Genomic DNA, 15,845 nt, shown 5'->3' with positions numbered 1-15,845 from the left:
CGCGGACGTCGTACGGACGGGTCCCGCACAGCCCCGGTCGGCACAAGAGGCTATACGCCTCTCCCCGCGGGGGCCGACTCGTTCGGGGCACTGGCGGATTTTCGTCCGCCGCCGGCGGGCGCCCGGGGCGTGTGCCGAAGCCCCGGGGGACCGCCGGGTCATGGGCCGTCCAGGGCTCCCAGGCCGGTCAGGGCGCCGACCGGGTCCGGGTCCGGGGTGCCCCGGGGCCACCAGTCCTCGCGGGCCGGCTCGGACTCGTAGGCGTACCAGAGGCCGTTCCGGCCGAGGCGGAGCTGGAGGTGGCCGCCCGGGTGGGTGAGGTGGTTGCGCCAGGGGCGGAACGCGGGCAGGTCGGCGGCGAGCAGCAGGGGGCGGGCGCGGTCGAAGCGTCCGGCCGGCGGATCCCAGGGCTCCTCCAGCACGGCCAGTGCCGTCCGTCCGCCCTGCCGCCATGCGGCCACCGCCCGTGCCAGGTCGGCCGTGCTGCGCCCGGTGGCGGCGGCCAGCGAGGCGTACAGCTCACGGGTGCCGGCGGTCAGGCCCGAGCCGGGGCGGGCCGCGGCGAGCCGTACCGCGTCCTGCCACGGCGTCAGTTCCGCGACGGGGTCCTGCCCGGTGGTCAGCAGGACATGCGCGCGGGCCGCCGCGTCGGTGGCCAGCTGGTCCAGGGCGAAGGCGTCGGGGCCGCCGGGCGCTCCCGGGTAGACCGGCGGCTGCTCGGGGTGGGCGGGCGGCGGCAGCGGGGCGGGGAGCGGCGGCAGCTCCTGCCGGGCCATGGCGTCACGGGCGCGTACGCCGGGGAGGGGCGCGGGTTTCCGTTCCCGGGCGGCCCGGGCCGCGCGCGCCGCGTTGCGCCGGGACAGCGCCTCGAGCAACGGGCGCTCGCCGCGGCCGCGCAGCAGAAGCAGGACGAAGGGGTCCCGGTCGAGCAGCCGGGCGGTCTGATAGCAGACGGCCGCCGCGTGCTTGCAGGGGTGGCCGGTGTCGGGGCAGCCGCACCGCGGTTCGAGGTCGCCGGGGGCGGGAAGCAGCCGGACGCCGCACTCCGCGAGGGACCTCGGCATCTGCCGGTCCAGCAGTGCCGCGATATGTCCGGGCTGCTCGGCGGCGGCGTCCAGGAAGCGGTCCCACTCCTCGTCGGAGAACGTCCGCAGCCGCACCTGCACCCGGTAGGGGCGTGGACGGCTCCCCTGGACGTAGGCCAGGACGAGACCGGGGGTGACGGTGATGGCGTCCACCTTGCCGCGGTCCGCGTAGACCCTGCCGCGTGCCAGGCGCGCCGCGTCCAGGGCGCCCTCCTCCAGGGCGTCCACCCAGGCGTTGCCCCACCAGGTCCCGGCGAACTGCTCGCTCTCGCCCGCCGGGCGCGCGGGGAGGGCCGCGAAGGTGCGCCGCAGCTCGCCGTCCCGGCCGGGGGCGGCCATGGAGGACGGGTAACGGGCCGGTGCGGGCGCGGCCTCCGGGGTGCCACGGGGGCTCCGGGGCGGGTCGGGATGCGCCTGTCCGCTCCAGTGTTCGGGTGCGTGGTGCCCGGTGGGCGGGGGTGCCTCCGTCCGCTCGGATCCGGCGACCCGCTCGGGGAACGCGGTCCCGGCCCGGGCTGCCACCGACTCCGGCGGTCCGAACACACCGGCGAGGAGTTCCCCTATGCCCTGGACGGGGGCGCCGGCCTCACGGGCACGGGCTCGGGGGCGGCTCGCGCGGGCACGGGCGCCCCGGTCCGGGCGGCCCCGGGTGCCCGAGGCACCGGGCCGGCCGACCGCCCCGACGGCCCGTGCCGCTCCGCCCGCCTCGACCACATGGCTCGCCCTGACCGTGTCGGCCGCTTCTGCGGTTCCGGCCTGCACCGCGGTCCCGGTCTCGTCCCGCCCCGGAGCGGCCTCTGCCCCGGAGGCTTCTTCCCTGGAGGCTTCTTCCCTGGATGCCTGCTCCCTGGCGGCCTGTGCCCGGGCAGCGCGCAAGGCCTGGCGTGCGGCATCGCCGGGGCGCGCGGCCGGGGCGGTGCGCGGGGCCGCGGACGCCGCGGCGCCCTCGGACCCGGACGCCGACGCGGCAGTTCGCGGGGCCTCGGACGCCGGAGCGGGCTCCGCGGGAACGGCCGGGGGCGCGGTAACAGCCGGGGGCGCGGGAACGGCCGGGGGCGCGGGTGCGGGCTCCGGCGATGCTCCCTCGTCCGCCCCGGACCCCGGCCCCGGTATGCCACCGCGGCGTTCCGCGGTCGCCCGCCGCAGTGCCGCGCGCGCCGCGTCCCCCGGTCGCGCCCCCGGCCCCACGCCCCCGCCGATCCCGGCCTCCCCCGGCTCGACGGCGTTCGCCTCCCCCGGAGGCACCCCGCCCGAGGGCTCCCGCTCCCGGGCGGCCCACAGCGCACGGCGCGCCCCGTCGGCGGGACGCGCCGCGCCGCTCGCTCCGGGCCGCTCCTCCCCCGCCCCGCTCATACCGTCCTCCTCAGCGACACCAGGTCCGACAGCTCACGGTCGGTCAGTTCGGTCAGGGCCGACTCGCCGGAGCCCAGGATCGCGTCGGCCAGCGCGCGCTTGGCCTCCAGCATCTCAGCGATGCGGTCCTCGACCGTGCCCTCGGTGATCAGACGGTGGACCTGGACCGGCTGGGTCTGCCCGATGCGGTAGGCGCGGTCCGTGGCCTGTTCCTCCACCGCCGGGTTCCACCAGCGGTCGAAGTGGACGACATGGCCCGCGCGCGTGAGGTTCAGGCCGGTGCCGGCGGCCTTGAGGGAGAGGACCAGGACCGGTGTGGCGCCGCTCTGGAAGCGGTCCACCATGCGCTCCCGCTCGGGCACCGCAGTGCCCCCGTGCAGCAGGTCGACGGGCACCGCCCGGGAGGCCAGATGCCTGGTGATCAGCCGGGCCATGCCGACGTACTGGGTGAAGACCAGCGCCGAGCCGTCCTCCGCAAGCAGGGTGTCCAGCAGCTCGTCCAGCAGGGCGAGTTTCCCGGACCGGGCGGGGAGGCCCGCGGCCCTGCCCGGGTCCTCCTTCAGATACAGCGCCGGATGGTCGCAGATCTGTTTGAGCGCCCCGAGCAGCTTGAGCACCAGGCCCCGCCGGGCGATGCCCTCCGCCGTCTCGATCGCCAGCAACGACTCCCGGACCACCGCCTCGTAGAGCGCGGCCTGCTCTCGGGTGAGCGGCACCGGATGGTCCGTCTCCGTCTTCGGCGGGAGCTCGGGGACGATGCCCGGGTCGGACTTCTTGCGGCGCAGCAGGAACGGGCGGACCAGCCGGGCCAGCCGCTCCACCGCCTCGGTGTCCTCGCCGTTCTCCACCGCGCGTGCGTGCCGGGCGCGGAAGGACTTCAGCGGGCCGAGCAGCCCGGGGGTGGTCCAGTCGAGGAGCGCCCACAGCTCGGAGAGGTTGTTCTCCACGGGGGTGCCGGTGACGGCCACGCGTGCCGGGGACGGAATGGTGCGCAGCGCCTTCGCCGTCGCCGAGCTGGGGTTCTTGACGTGCTGGGCCTCGTCCGCGACGACCAGGCCCCAGGGCTGCTCGGCCAGGCGGGTCGCCGCGGTGCGCATCGTCCCGTAGGTGGTGAGGACGAAACCGCCGTCCAGGCCGTCCAGGGAGCGGTCCGCGCCGTGGAAGCGGCGGACCGGGACGCCGGGGGCGAAGCGGGTGATCTCCCGCTGCCAGTTGCCCAGCAGCGAGGCCGGACAGACCACCAGGGTCGGTTCGCGGCGCGCCCGGCGCAGATGCAGCGCGATCACGGTGACCGTCTTGCCGAGCCCCATGTCGTCGGCGAGGCAGCCGCCGAGGCCGAGGGAGGTCATCAGGTCCAGCCAGGCCAGGCCCCGCAGCTGGTAGGCCCGCAGCCGGGCGGCGAGGCCCGGCGGCGGCTCCACCGGGACGATGCCCGCCGTCAGCCGGTCCCGGAGCGCGGCCAGCGCGCCCACCGGCACCGCCTCCACCGTCTCCCCGTCGACCTCCGCACTGCCGGTGAGGGCGACCGACAGCGCGTCCACCGGGTCGAGCAGGCCCAGTTCACGTCTGCGTGCCTTGCGGACCAGCGCCGGGTCGACCAGCACCCACTGGTCGCGCAGCCGGACGACCGGACGGTGGGCCTCTGCCAGCGCGTCCATCTCGGTGTCGGTGAGCGGATCGCCGCCGAGCGCCAACTGCCAGCGGAACTGGAGCAGTTCCTCGCTCTCGAAGAATCCCGTGCCGTCGGTCGCCGAGCCCGGCGCGGGGCGCACCACCGCCGTCGCGGTCAGGTCCTGTGCCAGGTCCCTGGGCCAGTGCACCGCGACCCCGGCCGCACCCAGCCGGGCGGCCGCCACGCCGAGGAGGTCGCCCAGCTCATCCTCGGAGAGCTCCAGGACGTCCGGCGTCTCCCGTGCGGAGAGCCGGTCCAGCGGCGGCCAGACCCGGGCCGCGCGGCGCACGGCCAGAGCGGCGTCCACCCGCGCCCGGGGGCCGAAGGCCGTGTCCGCCTCCCCGGCCCACAGCGCCGCCGCGTCGACCACCAGGGTCGGGTCGGCCAGGCTGTGCACCTGCACCACCGCGGCCCCGGCGCGGTGGGCGCCCTCGCCGTCGTCGAACAGCTGGTACGCCGACAGGTCGAGGCGCAGCGAGATCCGCACCCCCGCGTCCATGCCCGCCGCGACCTCGGCGGCCCAGTCGTGCGCCCCGGGCAGTCGCTGTGGTGCGCGCGCCGCGAAGGGCCGGCCCACGGCATGGGCGGCGGCCGGGGTACGCGGCAGGGTGTCCGCGACCGCGTCCAGGAAGGAGCGCACCAGGTCCTCGGGCTCGGGCAGCTGGAGGGGGCCCTTGCCGGGAAGCGGCACGGCGTGCCCCTCGTACGGGAGGGCGGCGGCGACCGCTCTGAGGTGGGTGATGTCGTCGGGCTCCAGCGGTCCGGCCCGCCAGGCGTCGTATCCGTCCGGGGTGAGCCCTGGCAGCAGCCGCCCTCGCGCGACGAGCCGCAGGGCGTGCAGCGCCGCCGCGCCCCAGCAGGCGGTGGCGGGGTGGGCACCCGGGTCGCGCCGGGCCCGGGTGAGCAGCGGCAGGGCCTCAGCGACCGGCAGCGACAGGGCGGGCACGGTGCCCCGGCGCGCTCCGGTCCCGTGCCGCCGTGCGACCGTCAGCTCCTCGGTGTCACCCGGCGGCGGTGCGCCGCCCTCCGGGTCCCAGAAGGCGAACCGGCCCTGCCGGGGCAGCGGCGCGGGCAGAAAGACCGCCGCCAGCCGTGTGGACACGGCGGCCTGAGCCACCTGGTCCGTCATACGTCCGGTCACCTCCCGCCGCTCCGTCGGATCGAACGTCTTCGACTGTAAGGGCGGGGTCTGACAATCGGCTCCGGCTGCCGCTCACCCGCGGGCCCGCACAGGGCCGTCAGGAACGGGCCGGCGGGCCCCTCGGGAACAGGCGGGAAGAGACCCCCGGGAACGGGCGGGACCGTCAGGGAATGGTGCGGGAGACCACATACACCCTGGGCTGCTCCGGCACGGACTTGTCCACCATGATGTCCAGGGTGGGCGCGGGGTTCTTCTGTGTGTGGACCAGCCCGTACCAGGTGCTCCCCACCGCGAAGTTCCAGCCGACGACCTGCTGGTCGCGTGCGTTGATCGCGAGGTCCGCCTGCTTCAGCGCGTCCTGGGTGACCTTCAGGGCCCCGAGGAACTCGGTCAGACCGGCCTCGCTGGTGGTGAACTGCGCGTACATACGACTGGTCTTCCAGTTGTTCGTCTCGTAGTACGCGACACCGGTGGCGCCCTTCGGGATCGCCACATGGTAGAGGCGGCGCTGCACGCGCGAGGGCCAGGCCGAGGTGAGCCCGGTCGCCGAGTACTTGGCCTCCTTGAGCCGACCGCTGTCCCGGCTCTGGTTGGCCGAGATCACCAGATAGCCGGCCGGGACCCCGATGAGCAGCACGATGATCAGCAGGGTGAGCGTCCGGCGGCGGATCATCCGCCCCCTGCTCTCCGGGGGACGCTGCGGTTCGCCGACCGGGGAGGACTGATGCGGTATCGGGGTGGTCGCCGTCACAGCGCCTCCTTGGCCGTGCGACGCGCCTCCGCATAGCGCTCGTACCGTTCGTACCGCTCCACGCGGCGCCGGTTGGCGCGCCGGAAGCGGCGGGCGACGAGCCGGGCGAGGTCCGCGGCGCCGACCATACCGGCCTCGGGACCGAGCTGGGCCCGTGCGATCCGGGCCTCGGGGCGGTAGCCGCGGCCGGTGAGCTGACGGCGGAAGGCGTCCCGGGCCGGGCCGATCAGCAGATCGTCGGCCGCGCTGACCCCGCCGCCGATCACAAAGCAGGAGGGGTCGAGGGCCGCCGCCAGGTTCGCGATGCCGACGCCCAACCACTGGCCGATGTCCTGGAGCAGCTCGACGCACATCGGGTCGCCCTCACGGGCCAGCTCGGTGATCATCGGGCCGGTGATGTCGGCGACGCTGCCCTTGACGTGCTCGATGATCCCGAATGCCACCGGGGAGTCGGCGGCCGCCAGCTCCTTGGCCTCGCGGACCAGGGCGTTCCCGGAGCTGTACTGCTCCCAGCAGCCCCGGTTGCCGCACGGGCAGCGATGACCGCCGGGCACCACCTGCATATGGCCGAACTCCCCGGCCACCCCGAACTTGCCGCGCTTGACCTGGCCGTCCTCCAGGATGGCGCCGCCGATGCCGGTGCCCAGCGTGATCATGACGAGGTCGTCCTCGCCGCGTCCGGCGCCGAAGCGCCACTCGGCCCAGGCGGCGGCGTTGGCGTCGTTGTCGACCAGGACGGGCACGGCGAGCCGACCGGCGAGGCGGTCGCGCAGGGGTTCGTTGCGCCAGGACAGATGGGGGGCGAACAGGACGCGATTGCGGTCCGCGTCCACCCAGCCGGCCGCGCCGATGCCGACGGCGTGCACATCGTGCCGGTCGGAGAGGTCCAGGACCAGTTCGACGATGGTGTCCTCGACAACCTTGGGGCTCTTGGACTTGTCCGGCGTCTCGGTGCGGAGCTTCTCCAGGATGTTGCCGTCGGCGTCGACGACCCCGGCCATCACCTTGGTGCCGCCGATGTCGATGCCGACGGTGGGAACACGCGGCGCCGTGAGGTGGGATCGGCGTTCACGCGTGCCGACGGTCCGCAGGACGGTGGCCCGGGCGGTGCCGCGGTGCGTGAAGTCGCGGTAGCTGCTCATCGCGCCGATTCTGCCTCACCCGTGGCGTCCTCCGCACGGCGGCACGGATTCGGTGACCTCGGGCACACCGCCGGTGCCCCCGGAAGAAGAACACGACGACGAAGGACAGGACGAAGGACAGAAGGAAGACAGAGGGGAGGGGAGGAGGGAAGAGGAGGAGGTCGGGGGCGGAGTCCCGTTCGGCCCGGCTCAGGACCGTACGAGGAGCTGGAACTCGAACGAGTAGCGCGAGGCGCGGTAGGTGTGGGTGCCGAACTCCACGGCCCGGCCCGTGTCGTCGAACGTGGTGCGCTCCATGGTGAGCAGCGGGGCGCCCTCGGGCTCGTCCAGCCGCTCGCCCTCGAGCAGGGTCGCGGCGCGGGCCCCGACGGACTGCCGAGCGCTGTGCAGGGTGATCCCGGCGGCGCGCATCAGACGGTAGAGGCCGGTCGACTCCAGCTGTCCGCTGTCGAGGGCGAGCAGGCCGGTGGGCAGGTGGTTGCAGAGATACGCCATCGGCTCCCCGTGGGCGAGGCGCAGCCGCTCGATCCGGTGCACCTCCTGGCCTTCGGGCACCGCGAGTGCGGCGGCGATCTCGGCGGAGGCGGACACCAGGGTGTTGAGGAGCACCCGGGTCGCGGGGCGCTGTCCGGCCGCCTCCAGGTCGTCGTAGAGGCTGCTGAGTTCCAGCGGGCGCCTCACCTGGCTGTGCACGACCTGGGTGCCGACGCCGCGACGGCGTACCAGCAGGCCCTTGTCCACGAGGGACTGGATGGCCTGGCGGACGGTGGGCCGGGAGAGTCCGAGCCGGGCGGCCAGCTCGATCTCGTTGCCCAGTAGGCTGCCGGGCGTCAGCATGCCCTGCTCGATCGCTGCCTCCAGCTGCTGGGACAGCTGGAAGTACAACGGGACCGGGCTGTTCCGGTCGACGCCGAGGTGGAGCGAGACAGTCGGGTCCACGTCTGGTTTGGGCACGGGGCGAGCGTAGCTCCGGTGCCTGATGACGGGAAGTTGTGTAGTCCGATTGTCAGGACAAACAATTGACACGCCGGGGGGTGCGGCCTCAGCTTGTTCCCATGCGCATCGGACTCATCGGAGCAGGCCGGATCGGCACCTTCCACGCGGCCACGCTCAGCCGTCATCGCGAGGTCGGCTCGCTCATCGTCACCGACGTCGACCCGGCCCGGGCCAGGGGGCTGGCGGACCGGCTGGGCGAGACCGCGGCACCCGGGGTGGACGAGATCTTCACCTGGGGCGTGGACGCGGTGGTGATCACCGCGGCGACGGTGGCCCACGCCGACCTGATCGGCCGGGCGGCACGCTCCGGACTCCCCGTGTTCTGCGAGAAACCCATCGCCCTCGACCTGCCCGGGACCTTAGCCGCACTCGCCGAGGTCGACACCGCCGGGACGATTCTCCAGATGGGTTTCCAGCGGCGCTTCGACGCGGGCTACACGGCCGCACGGGAGGCCGTGCACTCCGGCAGGCTGGGGCGGCTGCACACGGTCCGTGCGACCACGGCCGACCGGACGCCGCCGCCGGCCGAGTATCTCCCGCTGTCCGGCGGCATGTACCGCGACTGCCTGATCCACGACTTCGACATGGTGCGCTGGGTGACCGGCCGCAAGGTCGTGGAGGTCTATGCGACCGGGTCCGACGCAGGCGGGGCGATGTACCGCGCGGTGAACGACGTGGACACGGCCGCGGTCGTGCTCACCCTGGACGACGGCACCCTGGCCGTGGCGACCGCGACCCGTACCAACGGCGCCGGCTACGACGTCCGGATGGAACTGGCGGGCGAGCTGGACACGGTCGCGGTCGGTCTGGACGACCGTACGCCGATCGCCTCCACCGAGGTCGCCGGTCCGCCGCCCGCGGACAAGCCCTGGACCGGCTTCCTGGAGCGCTTCGCCCCCGCCTACGAGGCCGAGGTGGCGGCGTTCGTCGAGGTGGTGTGCGGCGAGCGGGCCAATCCCTGCGACGGCCGTGAGGCGCTCCAGGCGCTGCGCGTCGCGGAGGCCTGTGAGCTGTCCCGCCGGGAGAGACGCCCGGTGAACCTCGGGGAGATCGAGAACGCCCCCCGCACCGTGTGACCCGCGCCCGGCCGGGCTTCCCGCCACGGCACCTCCCCGCCACGACGTGTCCGGCCGGGCTCCCCACCACGGTACCTCGGGGACGCCTCGCACCGGCCCGACGATCCCGTCGCCCGGTCCGGGCCGGAGGCCATCGCCACTGGACCGGACCGCGCCACAGGCCCTCGGCCGCGCGGCCCCGACCGCACGGCCCGGGGCCGCTTCCGTACCCCGGGCCGCACCGCGATGTCCGTCAACGGCGGGTCTGCTGCCCGAACAGCTCCACCGCCCTGCGGACGTCCGCGAGGCCCCCGGCCAGAGCGCTGACCGAGCCGATGGCCCCGGCGACCAGCAGCAGGGAGCGGTGCAGACGCGGGATCTCGGGGCCGCCGCTCAGGGCCATCTCGGCCAGCGCGGCAAGCTCCTCCTCGGCGATCGCACGGTCCGGTAACTCCCCCGGATGCGCGGCCAGTTCACGGCGCAGCCGGGACACCGTGGTCCACAGTCCCACCGCCCTCGGGTCCTCTTCGCTGCCGGTCCACGGCCGCTGTTCCAAGCTCCGCAACGCAGCTCCCCCCTTGCACCCCGTGGTGCGCACGGCGTCGGTACGTCGCCCGGTACCCCGTGGCGCATATCGGGCGCCGGGGACGCGCGCCAGTAAACGCCACCCCGGTACGCCGGCGCCACCGTACGGACGGAAATTCAGCCCCCGGGAAGGGGCGTACGAACGGTGCCGTGGCCGCCCGGCCGGTTCACCCCGGCTCCGCCGTCCTCTCCGAGTGGCCCAGGGGCCTTCCCGGTGCCACACGGTCGCGTACGAGCCGCTTGACCGCCGTCGGCTCGGGGAAGCGCTGCTCCTTGCGGTCCCAGACCACCTCGTCGTCCACCCGGACGACGAAGACGCCGCCCGTGCCCGGCTTGAGCGCGAGCTCGGTCAGCTCGGACTCGAACGTCGTCAGCAACTCCTGTGCCAGCCAGGCCGCCCGGGGCAGCCAGCGGCACCGGACGCAGTACTCGATCTCCACACGATGGCTGTCCGTCATCCCAGGTGCACCGACCAATCCTGTTGTGCCGCCGGTTTGCCGTGCAGATCCGGAACGCGCTTGAGCCAGTCCGGACGGCCTTCCTGGGTGCGCGCCGCCCGTGCGGCCTGCTCGTCGGCGAGTTCCCGCCGGGTGGGGAAGTCGGTGGGCAGCCAGCTCTCCGACGCCTTGGCGCGGGCGGCGAGATAGTCCGCATAGGCGTCCCTGACCTCCTCGGGGGTGGCGAAGCCGGGCTCCTCGGCCAGCCAGGCGTCCGGCACCTCCTCGGTGATCTCGCGCAGCAGGTCCCTGGTCACCCTCGGCGAAAGTTCCGCCTCGGCGGCCCGGGTGTCCGGGGCGAAGTGCCCGAGGGCGTGGTGGCGGAAGTCGTACGCCTTCTCCGGCGAGGAGGCGTCCCAGCGGTGGTGGAAGACCAGCGCCGCGCCGTGGTCGATCAGCCAGAGCTTCGGGGGTGCGGTGCCGAAGGTGGGCCAGACCATGAGGTTGGAACTGTGCACCGTGCGGTCCACGTTCACGGTCAGGGCGTCGAGCCAGACGATCCTGCCGGCCTCCAGCGGGTCGACCGTGCAGGCCATGGCCACCTCGGGGGTGAAGTCCCGGGCCCCGGGGAGGTAGTCCATGCCGAGGTTGAGGCCCGGGCTGGCGTCCAGCAGATCGCGCACCTCCTGGTGCGGTTCGTGCGCGGCGAGCGCCGGGTCGAAGTGGGCGAGGACCAGCTCGGGCACCCGCAGTCCGAGCCTGCGCGCCAGCTCCCCGACGATCACCTCGGCGACCAGCGCCTTCACTCCCTGTGCGGAGCCGGTGAACTTCATGACATACGTCCCGAGGTCATCGGCCTCGACGACACCGGGCACGGAGCCGCCGGAACGCAGGGGCTCGAAGTAGCAGGTTGCGGTGACCTCTCTCAACATCTTCCAAAGCCCCACGGCCTGTTTGTCTTGCATTCCATGGCCAGCTCCAACGCGATGCAGCCCGGCGCACCCTTCGTGCGCGGCGGAATGATACCGGCCTCGGCCGGAGCGGGCGGCCCGAACTGCCGACCACCGTTCGTGGGCCCGCCCGCTAATGCGCCTCGGCGACCAGGTCACCGAGGTGGAGCCCGAGGCGCGGTGGGGGTGTGCGCTGGAGGGCGAGGATGGCGGCGTCGTCTCCGAGAGCCCCGTGGCAGTGGGCGCTCAGGTCCCGCTCGATGTGCTGCACCAGTGCCTTGGGGCTGCTCCTGGTCCAGAAGGCGATTCGTTGTTCGAGCGGATAGAAGTTGCGGTCGCGGTCGCGGGCCTCCACGACGCCGTCGGTGTAGAGGAGCAGGCTGTCACTGAACTGGAAGCAGAACGAATGCGTGGGGTGATCGTCGGGTGCCAGCCCCCACATGCCCAGCGGGGGCGCCGGGTCCTCGCACGACAGGCATCTCACCTGGCCACGTCTGACCAGCAGGGGCGGTGGGTGTCCGCAGTTGATCATCCGTGCCACGGGGCTGTGGTCGGAGAGCTCCACCAGAAGGGCGGTGATGAAGTGCTCCTCGGCCTCCTCGTCCGTCTCGGGGAACTCGGTGAGGTGGCGGCAGATGCTGCGGTCCAGGGCTTCAGCGAGGGCAGGCAGTGTGGCGTAGCGGTGGGTGGCCTCGCGGAACGCGCCCAGCAGCATGGCTGCCTCTCCCACCGCGGCAAGCCCTTTCCCTCTGACATCGCCGATGATCACACGGGTCCGGCCGTCGATGCGGGCCGCCGCGTACAGGTCACCGCCCATGGCGGCTTGCTTCGCGGCGGCCAGGTACGACGACGCGATGCGCAAGGGGCCGAGCCGATCGGGCAGCGGGCGGAGCAGGGCCTGCTGTGCGGTTTCGGCGACAGACCGCACTTGGGCCAGTTCACTGGCGTTCCGGTCGCGCGCGAAGGACATCAGCGTGGCGATGATCGACAGGAGCGCGAGCCCGACGAGTTGCGCGTAACGGTCCTCGGCCAGGCCGATCTGAAGTTCATCGATGAGGCGATGGGCGCCCACGGCCAGCGCCCCTATCAATGCGGTCAGCCGATAGCCGGCGAATGCGGTGGTGATGGCGGGCGCCACGACGAGCAGTGGGCTCAGGTGGACATCCGGCGGGGCGCAGATGTCCGCCACGGAGATGGCCACGATCAACACAAGGGGGATCGCCACCAGAGCACGGCGCAACTGCCATGGCTGCCGGACGAAGGCGAAGTATTGCGCTGCCTCCATATCCCCAATATGCACCCGCGGGCGAGCGGCTTCTCGGTGGTTCGCCGCCCTGCTCGCCAAAAGGTCCGCGAACGCAGGCGACGCACCCGCGTCTCACCGGGCGGCCAGCGGATTGGGGAGCGGAAGGTAGCGCGCGTCCGCGCCGTCCGCGCCGGTCCAGCGCAGCAGCAGATTGGTCTTGCCCGGAAGGGTGGGGGAGGCGAGCAGGGCGGGGATCTCGGGGAGGGGGTGGCGGGCCAGTTCGGCGCGGGCGGCGGGCCAGGGGTCCCAGCCGGGGTGACGTTCCGACAGCAGTGCGGCCGTCTCCACGAGATTGTTGACGACCAGGCAGTAGACGAGCCGCTCCCAGCCCGCCTGCCGGGACACGTCCGTCAGGAGCTTCACGCCCTCCGCGTCCCGGAACAGCGCCTGGACGGGCAGGCCGGTGGCGGCCACCGCGACCAGGGTGTTCTGCAGATGGGCCTCGACGACCACGCCGTGCCGGTCGAACGCCTCCAGGGCCGGTGGCACGACCTGGCGCAGATAGGCCGTCCACCAGTGAGCCGGGTCGGTGAGCGCGTCCAGCGGGTTGCCCTCGAACCCCTCCACCAGGGCCGCGGCGAGCAGCGGGGTGGTGCCGGGCAGGACATGGGGGCCCAGTCCGTCGCGGACCAGGACGGCCAGTTCCTCGAAGGCGAAGCCTGCCGTGCGGTAGCCGCGGTCGCTCAGCCAGGCTGCCGGGCCCGGCAGCCCCGCGAAGGCGGACACCGCCGCCTGATCGGTGCGCCGCAGCTCGACCAGGTCATGGCGCCACAGCCGGCGGATGTCGTTGGTGATCCGCACGTCCAGGCTGAACTTGAGGAACAGGTCGTCGCCGGGGAGGTACACCGTGCGGATGGCGGCCGTGGGGCCGGCGGGCCGCGCCGTCTCGCCGAGCCGGACCAGCCGTCCGTCCTCGAAGGCCTCCCGGATCTCCAGGCGGCCCGCGACCAGCGCGAGCTGCCAGGGGTGCGCGGGCAGCAGCCGGTAGCCGCGCGGCGCGGTGCCGAGCGCGTCCAGCGCCGTGGTGTCGCCCTCCTCGACGACCGTGTCCTCCCGCACCCCCAGCAGGGCGAGCGGGAAACGGGCGTACGCCTCGGGCGCGTACGGCAGCCATTCGGCGACGGGGCCGCCGCCGCGCGCCTTGGGGGCGGGGTGGTGGGGGTGCCCGGTGACCAGGGACTGCTCGGAGCGGAGGTACGGGTCCTCGGGCGCCGTCGCCCGGGCGCGGGCGGCGAGGATCGCGGCCACCGCCTCCCGGCTGTCGATCATCTCGCCGGGCAGTTCGGGGTTGGACAGGCCGGTGGCGCGGCGCAGCTCGTCGGCGGTGAGTTTGACCAGCTCGGCGTGGGTGAGCGGAACCCAGCGGCCGTCGGCGTACACCTCGGGGTCGCGGGGCCGGCGTCCCCCGCGCACTCTCAGCAGTCTCCCGCAGGACCGCAGCCGGTGGACGCCCTGCTCCCCGGCGGGCTCCGCCGCCTCCCGGAGCAGACAGTTGAGCAGCGGCGCCATCGCGTAGGCGTCGGCGCGCTCGGGAAGCTCGTCCCTGGAATGCATGGAGTCCACACGATCCATTCGTTCCGTACGGTGCACTGCGCTGACGATCAGTATGTCGGTGGAGGGCCGCCGCCCACGATCCGGTGCCCGTGGTGGATCATCTCCACCATCGGATGCGGATGCCCGTGGTGATCCGTCGCCGGGATCCGGTGTCCGAGGTGGGCCACCCCGGTGGCGCTCCACCGCCACGCTCGCTCCGCCGGCCGTGGTGTCCCCCACCACCGTCCCGTCCCCCCTGCCCCGGAGGAACCCGACCGTGCCCCCTTCCCCCTGCGCCGTGGCCGAGGAGCAGCTCGCCGGTGAGCTCGACTCGGTACGGCCCGCCCTGTCGGCACCGTACGCGACCGCGCTCCCCGGTGCCCGCTCGGCCGTTCTGTCGCGTCTGTGGCGGGCCCTGGCCCATGAGCCGCTGCCGTGGATCGCGCGCCGGGAGACCTCGGGCGGGGAACTCACCCTCCATCTGACCGACGGGCGCCGGTTGCACGGCCCGCGCGCCGACCCGTATGCGACCGCCGCGTACGTCGACGAGGTGCGGCTCGGCACCCGGGCGTACGACCGTGCGGGGGATCTGATGAGGGCGCTCGGGGTTCCTCACGGTACGGAGTTCGCCGGTGAACTCGACCACGGTACGGCGTCGTTGGCACTGTCACGGGCGGATCAGCCACAGGACGCGGCGGAGCCGGTGACCGACTGGGCGTGGGAGCAGCGGGTGGTCGACGGGCACCCCTACCACCCCAACTGCCGCTCCCGACAGGGTTTCTCGGTCGCCGAACAGCTCGCCTACGGGCCCGAGCACCGGCAGGTGGTGCGGCTCGGCCTGGTGCCCGTGGAGGACGCCCTGGTACGGGGCGACTGGCCGGCGTGGCTGTGGGACGGGGGGCGCCCGCTGATCCCGGTCCATCCCTGGCAGCGGGCGCATGTGCTCGGCGTACCGGCGTCGGAGGGCCCGGCCGCGCATCCGCTGATGTCGCTGCGGACCCTGGCCCTGGCCGCGGACGGCCCGCATGTGAAGACCGCCCTCAGCGCACGGCTGACGTCCTCCGTGCGGAACATCTCGGTGCGGTCCGTCGAGACCTCCCGCACGGTGTCCGACTTCGTGCAGTCGGTCGTGACGCGCACCGGGGCGCCGCTGTATGTCACCCGCACCCTGGGAGCGGTCAGCGCCCACTCCCCCGATCTGGGGGCGGTGCTGCGGGAGTCGCCCGCGGTCCACGCGGACCCGGCGGCCGGTGAGCGGGTGGTCCCGGTGGCCGCCCTTCCGCTCACCGGGCTGCCCTCCTCCCCCGAGTGGCTGGCCGGCTTCGCGCGCCTGGCCCTCACCGCCGGTCTGGGGCTGCTGGAGGCGGGGGTGGCCCTGGAGGCGCACGGCCAGAACCTGCTGGTGGTGCTCTCGTCCACGGGTGCGCCCCGACGGCTGGTCTACCGTGACCTCGCGGACATCCGGGTGAGCCCGGCCCGGCTGGCCCGGCACGGACTCAGGGCCCCGGAGCTGGCCGCGCGGATGGTCACGGACGACGAGACCACCCTGCGCCGCAAGCTGTTCGGCTCGCTGGTGGCGGGCGCGCTGGCCGCCACGGCGGGTTCCGCTCCCGCGCTGCGGGCGGCGCTCGAGGCCGCCGTACGGGATCTGCCGCACGGTCCCGATCTGGCGGCCCTGTGCCGAGAGTCGCTTCCGGCGAAGGCGCTGACCCTGATGAGGCTGACGCCGCGCAGGTCAGGGGACTTGTGGGCGCGGCTGCCCAACCCCCTTGTTCCCCAGGGGGACTCCTACGCTCCATGAGGTCGTTTTGAAGCACACCCCTTCCGGTCAATAGGATC

Annotated in this window: 12 protein-coding genes; 2 read left to right on the top strand and 10 right to left on the bottom strand. The window is 73.9% G+C overall.

Annotated features, from left to right (window positions below; translation table 11 throughout):
• Positions 1-158: 158 nt before the first annotated feature.
• From CP978_RS26840 to CP978_RS26820, 5 genes are all read right to left on the bottom strand, one after another.
• Entirely contained in the window at positions 159-2,438 is a 2,280-nt protein-coding gene (locus CP978_RS26840; RefSeq protein ID WP_150478317.1) for an SWIM zinc finger family protein, read from the bottom strand.
• Entirely contained in the window at positions 2,435-5,239 is a 2,805-nt protein-coding gene (locus tag CP978_RS26835; protein ID WP_043444999.1) for a DEAD/DEAH box helicase, read from the bottom strand. Before CP978_RS26835 ends, CP978_RS26840 begins: the two co-directional genes overlap by 4 nt.
• 175 nt (positions 5,240-5,414) lie before the next feature.
• Positions 5,415-6,002, bottom strand: coding sequence for a hypothetical protein (locus CP978_RS26830; RefSeq protein WP_052454304.1), 588 nt, complete (start codon positions 6,000-6,002; stop codon positions 5,415-5,417).
• Entirely contained in the window at positions 5,999-7,144 is a 1,146-nt protein-coding gene (locus CP978_RS26825) for an ROK family glucokinase (RefSeq protein WP_043444997.1), read from the bottom strand. Before CP978_RS26825 ends, CP978_RS26830 begins: the two co-directional genes overlap by 4 nt.
• Before the next feature lie 189 nt (positions 7,145-7,333).
• A complete protein-coding gene (locus CP978_RS26820; protein WP_043444995.1) occupies positions 7,334-8,083 on the bottom strand; it encodes a GntR family transcriptional regulator in 750 nt (249 codons plus the stop codon).
• A 116-nt stretch (positions 8,084-8,199) separates the two neighbouring features.
• On the opposite strand from CP978_RS26820, the gene CP978_RS26815 reads away from it, so the two are divergent.
• Positions 8,200-9,216: a Gfo/Idh/MocA family protein gene (locus CP978_RS26815; protein ID WP_043444993.1), complete on the top strand. Its 1,017-nt coding sequence runs from the start codon at positions 8,200-8,202 to the stop codon at positions 9,214-9,216.
• 232 nt (positions 9,217-9,448) lie between these two features.
• On the opposite strand, the gene CP978_RS26810 is transcribed toward CP978_RS26815, so the two are convergent.
• The 5 genes from CP978_RS26810 to CP978_RS26790 all read right to left on the bottom strand — a co-directional run bounded on the left by CP978_RS26810 (position 9,449) and on the right by CP978_RS26790 (position 14,045).
• A complete protein-coding gene (locus CP978_RS26810; protein WP_043444991.1) occupies positions 9,449-9,760 on the bottom strand; it encodes a DUF5955 family protein in 312 nt (103 codons plus the stop codon).
• Positions 9,761-9,947: 187 nt separating this feature from the next.
• On the bottom strand, positions 9,948-10,238 hold the full coding sequence (locus CP978_RS26805) for an Rdx family protein (protein ID WP_043444989.1): 291 nt from the start codon (positions 10,236-10,238) through the stop codon (positions 9,948-9,950).
• Positions 10,235-11,149: a HipA family kinase gene (locus tag CP978_RS26800; RefSeq protein ID WP_043444987.1), complete on the bottom strand. Its 915-nt coding sequence runs from the start codon at positions 11,147-11,149 to the stop codon at positions 10,235-10,237. The genes CP978_RS26805 and CP978_RS26800 overlap by 4 nt, the downstream gene beginning before the upstream one ends.
• Positions 11,150-11,300: 151 nt before the next feature.
• Positions 11,301-12,452 carry a PP2C family protein-serine/threonine phosphatase gene (locus CP978_RS26795; protein WP_052454303.1) on the bottom strand — a complete coding sequence of 384 codons (1,152 nt, stop codon included), beginning with the start codon at positions 12,450-12,452 and terminating at the stop codon, positions 11,301-11,303.
• A 93-nt stretch (positions 12,453-12,545) separates the two neighbouring features.
• Positions 12,546-14,045 carry an IucA/IucC family protein gene (locus CP978_RS26790; protein ID WP_043444985.1) on the bottom strand — a complete coding sequence of 500 codons (1,500 nt, stop codon included), beginning with the start codon at positions 14,043-14,045 and terminating at the stop codon, positions 12,546-12,548.
• A gap of 238 nt (positions 14,046-14,283) precedes the next feature.
• Between CP978_RS26790 and CP978_RS26785 the strand changes: the two genes are divergently transcribed.
• Positions 14,284-15,807, top strand: a complete 1,524-nt coding sequence (locus CP978_RS26785; RefSeq protein ID WP_043444983.1) for an IucA/IucC family protein — start codon at positions 14,284-14,286, stop codon at positions 15,805-15,807.
• The last annotated feature ends 38 nt before the right edge of the window (positions 15,808-15,845 follow it).

The sequence above is a fragment of the Streptomyces nodosus genome (assembly GCF_008704995.1).
GTDB lineage: Bacteria > Actinomycetota > Actinomycetes > Streptomycetales > Streptomycetaceae > Streptomyces > Streptomyces nodosus.
The sequence above is the reverse complement of the archived record's forward strand: the minus strand, read 5'-3'. Positions and strand labels throughout refer to the sequence as shown.

Bases quoted from the DNA above. Each gene is read 5' to 3' on its own strand.
- CP978_RS26840 (WP_150478317.1), bottom strand. From the start codon at position 2,438: ATGAGCGGGGCGGGGGAGGAGCGGCCCGGAGCGAGCGGCGCGGCGCGT.
- CP978_RS26835 (WP_043444999.1), bottom strand. From the start codon at position 5,239: ATGACGGACCAGGTGGCTCAGGCCGCCGTGTCCACACGGCTGGCGGCG.
- CP978_RS26825 (WP_043444997.1), bottom strand. From the start codon at position 7,144: ATGAGCAGCTACCGCGACTTCACGCACCGCGGCACCGCCCGGGCCACC.
- CP978_RS26815 (WP_043444993.1), top strand. From the start codon at position 8,200: ATGCGCATCGGACTCATCGGAGCAGGCCGGATCGGCACCTTCCACGCG.
- CP978_RS26805 (WP_043444989.1), bottom strand. From the start codon at position 10,238: ATGACGGACAGCCATCGTGTGGAGATCGAGTACTGCGTCCGGTGCCGC.
- CP978_RS26800 (WP_043444987.1), bottom strand. From the start codon at position 11,149: ATGTTGAGAGAGGTCACCGCAACCTGCTACTTCGAGCCCCTGCGTTCC.
- CP978_RS26795 (WP_052454303.1), bottom strand. From the start codon at position 12,452: ATGGAGGCAGCGCAATACTTCGCCTTCGTCCGGCAGCCATGGCAGTTG.
- CP978_RS26790 (WP_043444985.1), bottom strand. From the start codon at position 14,045: ATGGATCGTGTGGACTCCATGCATTCCAGGGACGAGCTTCCCGAGCGC.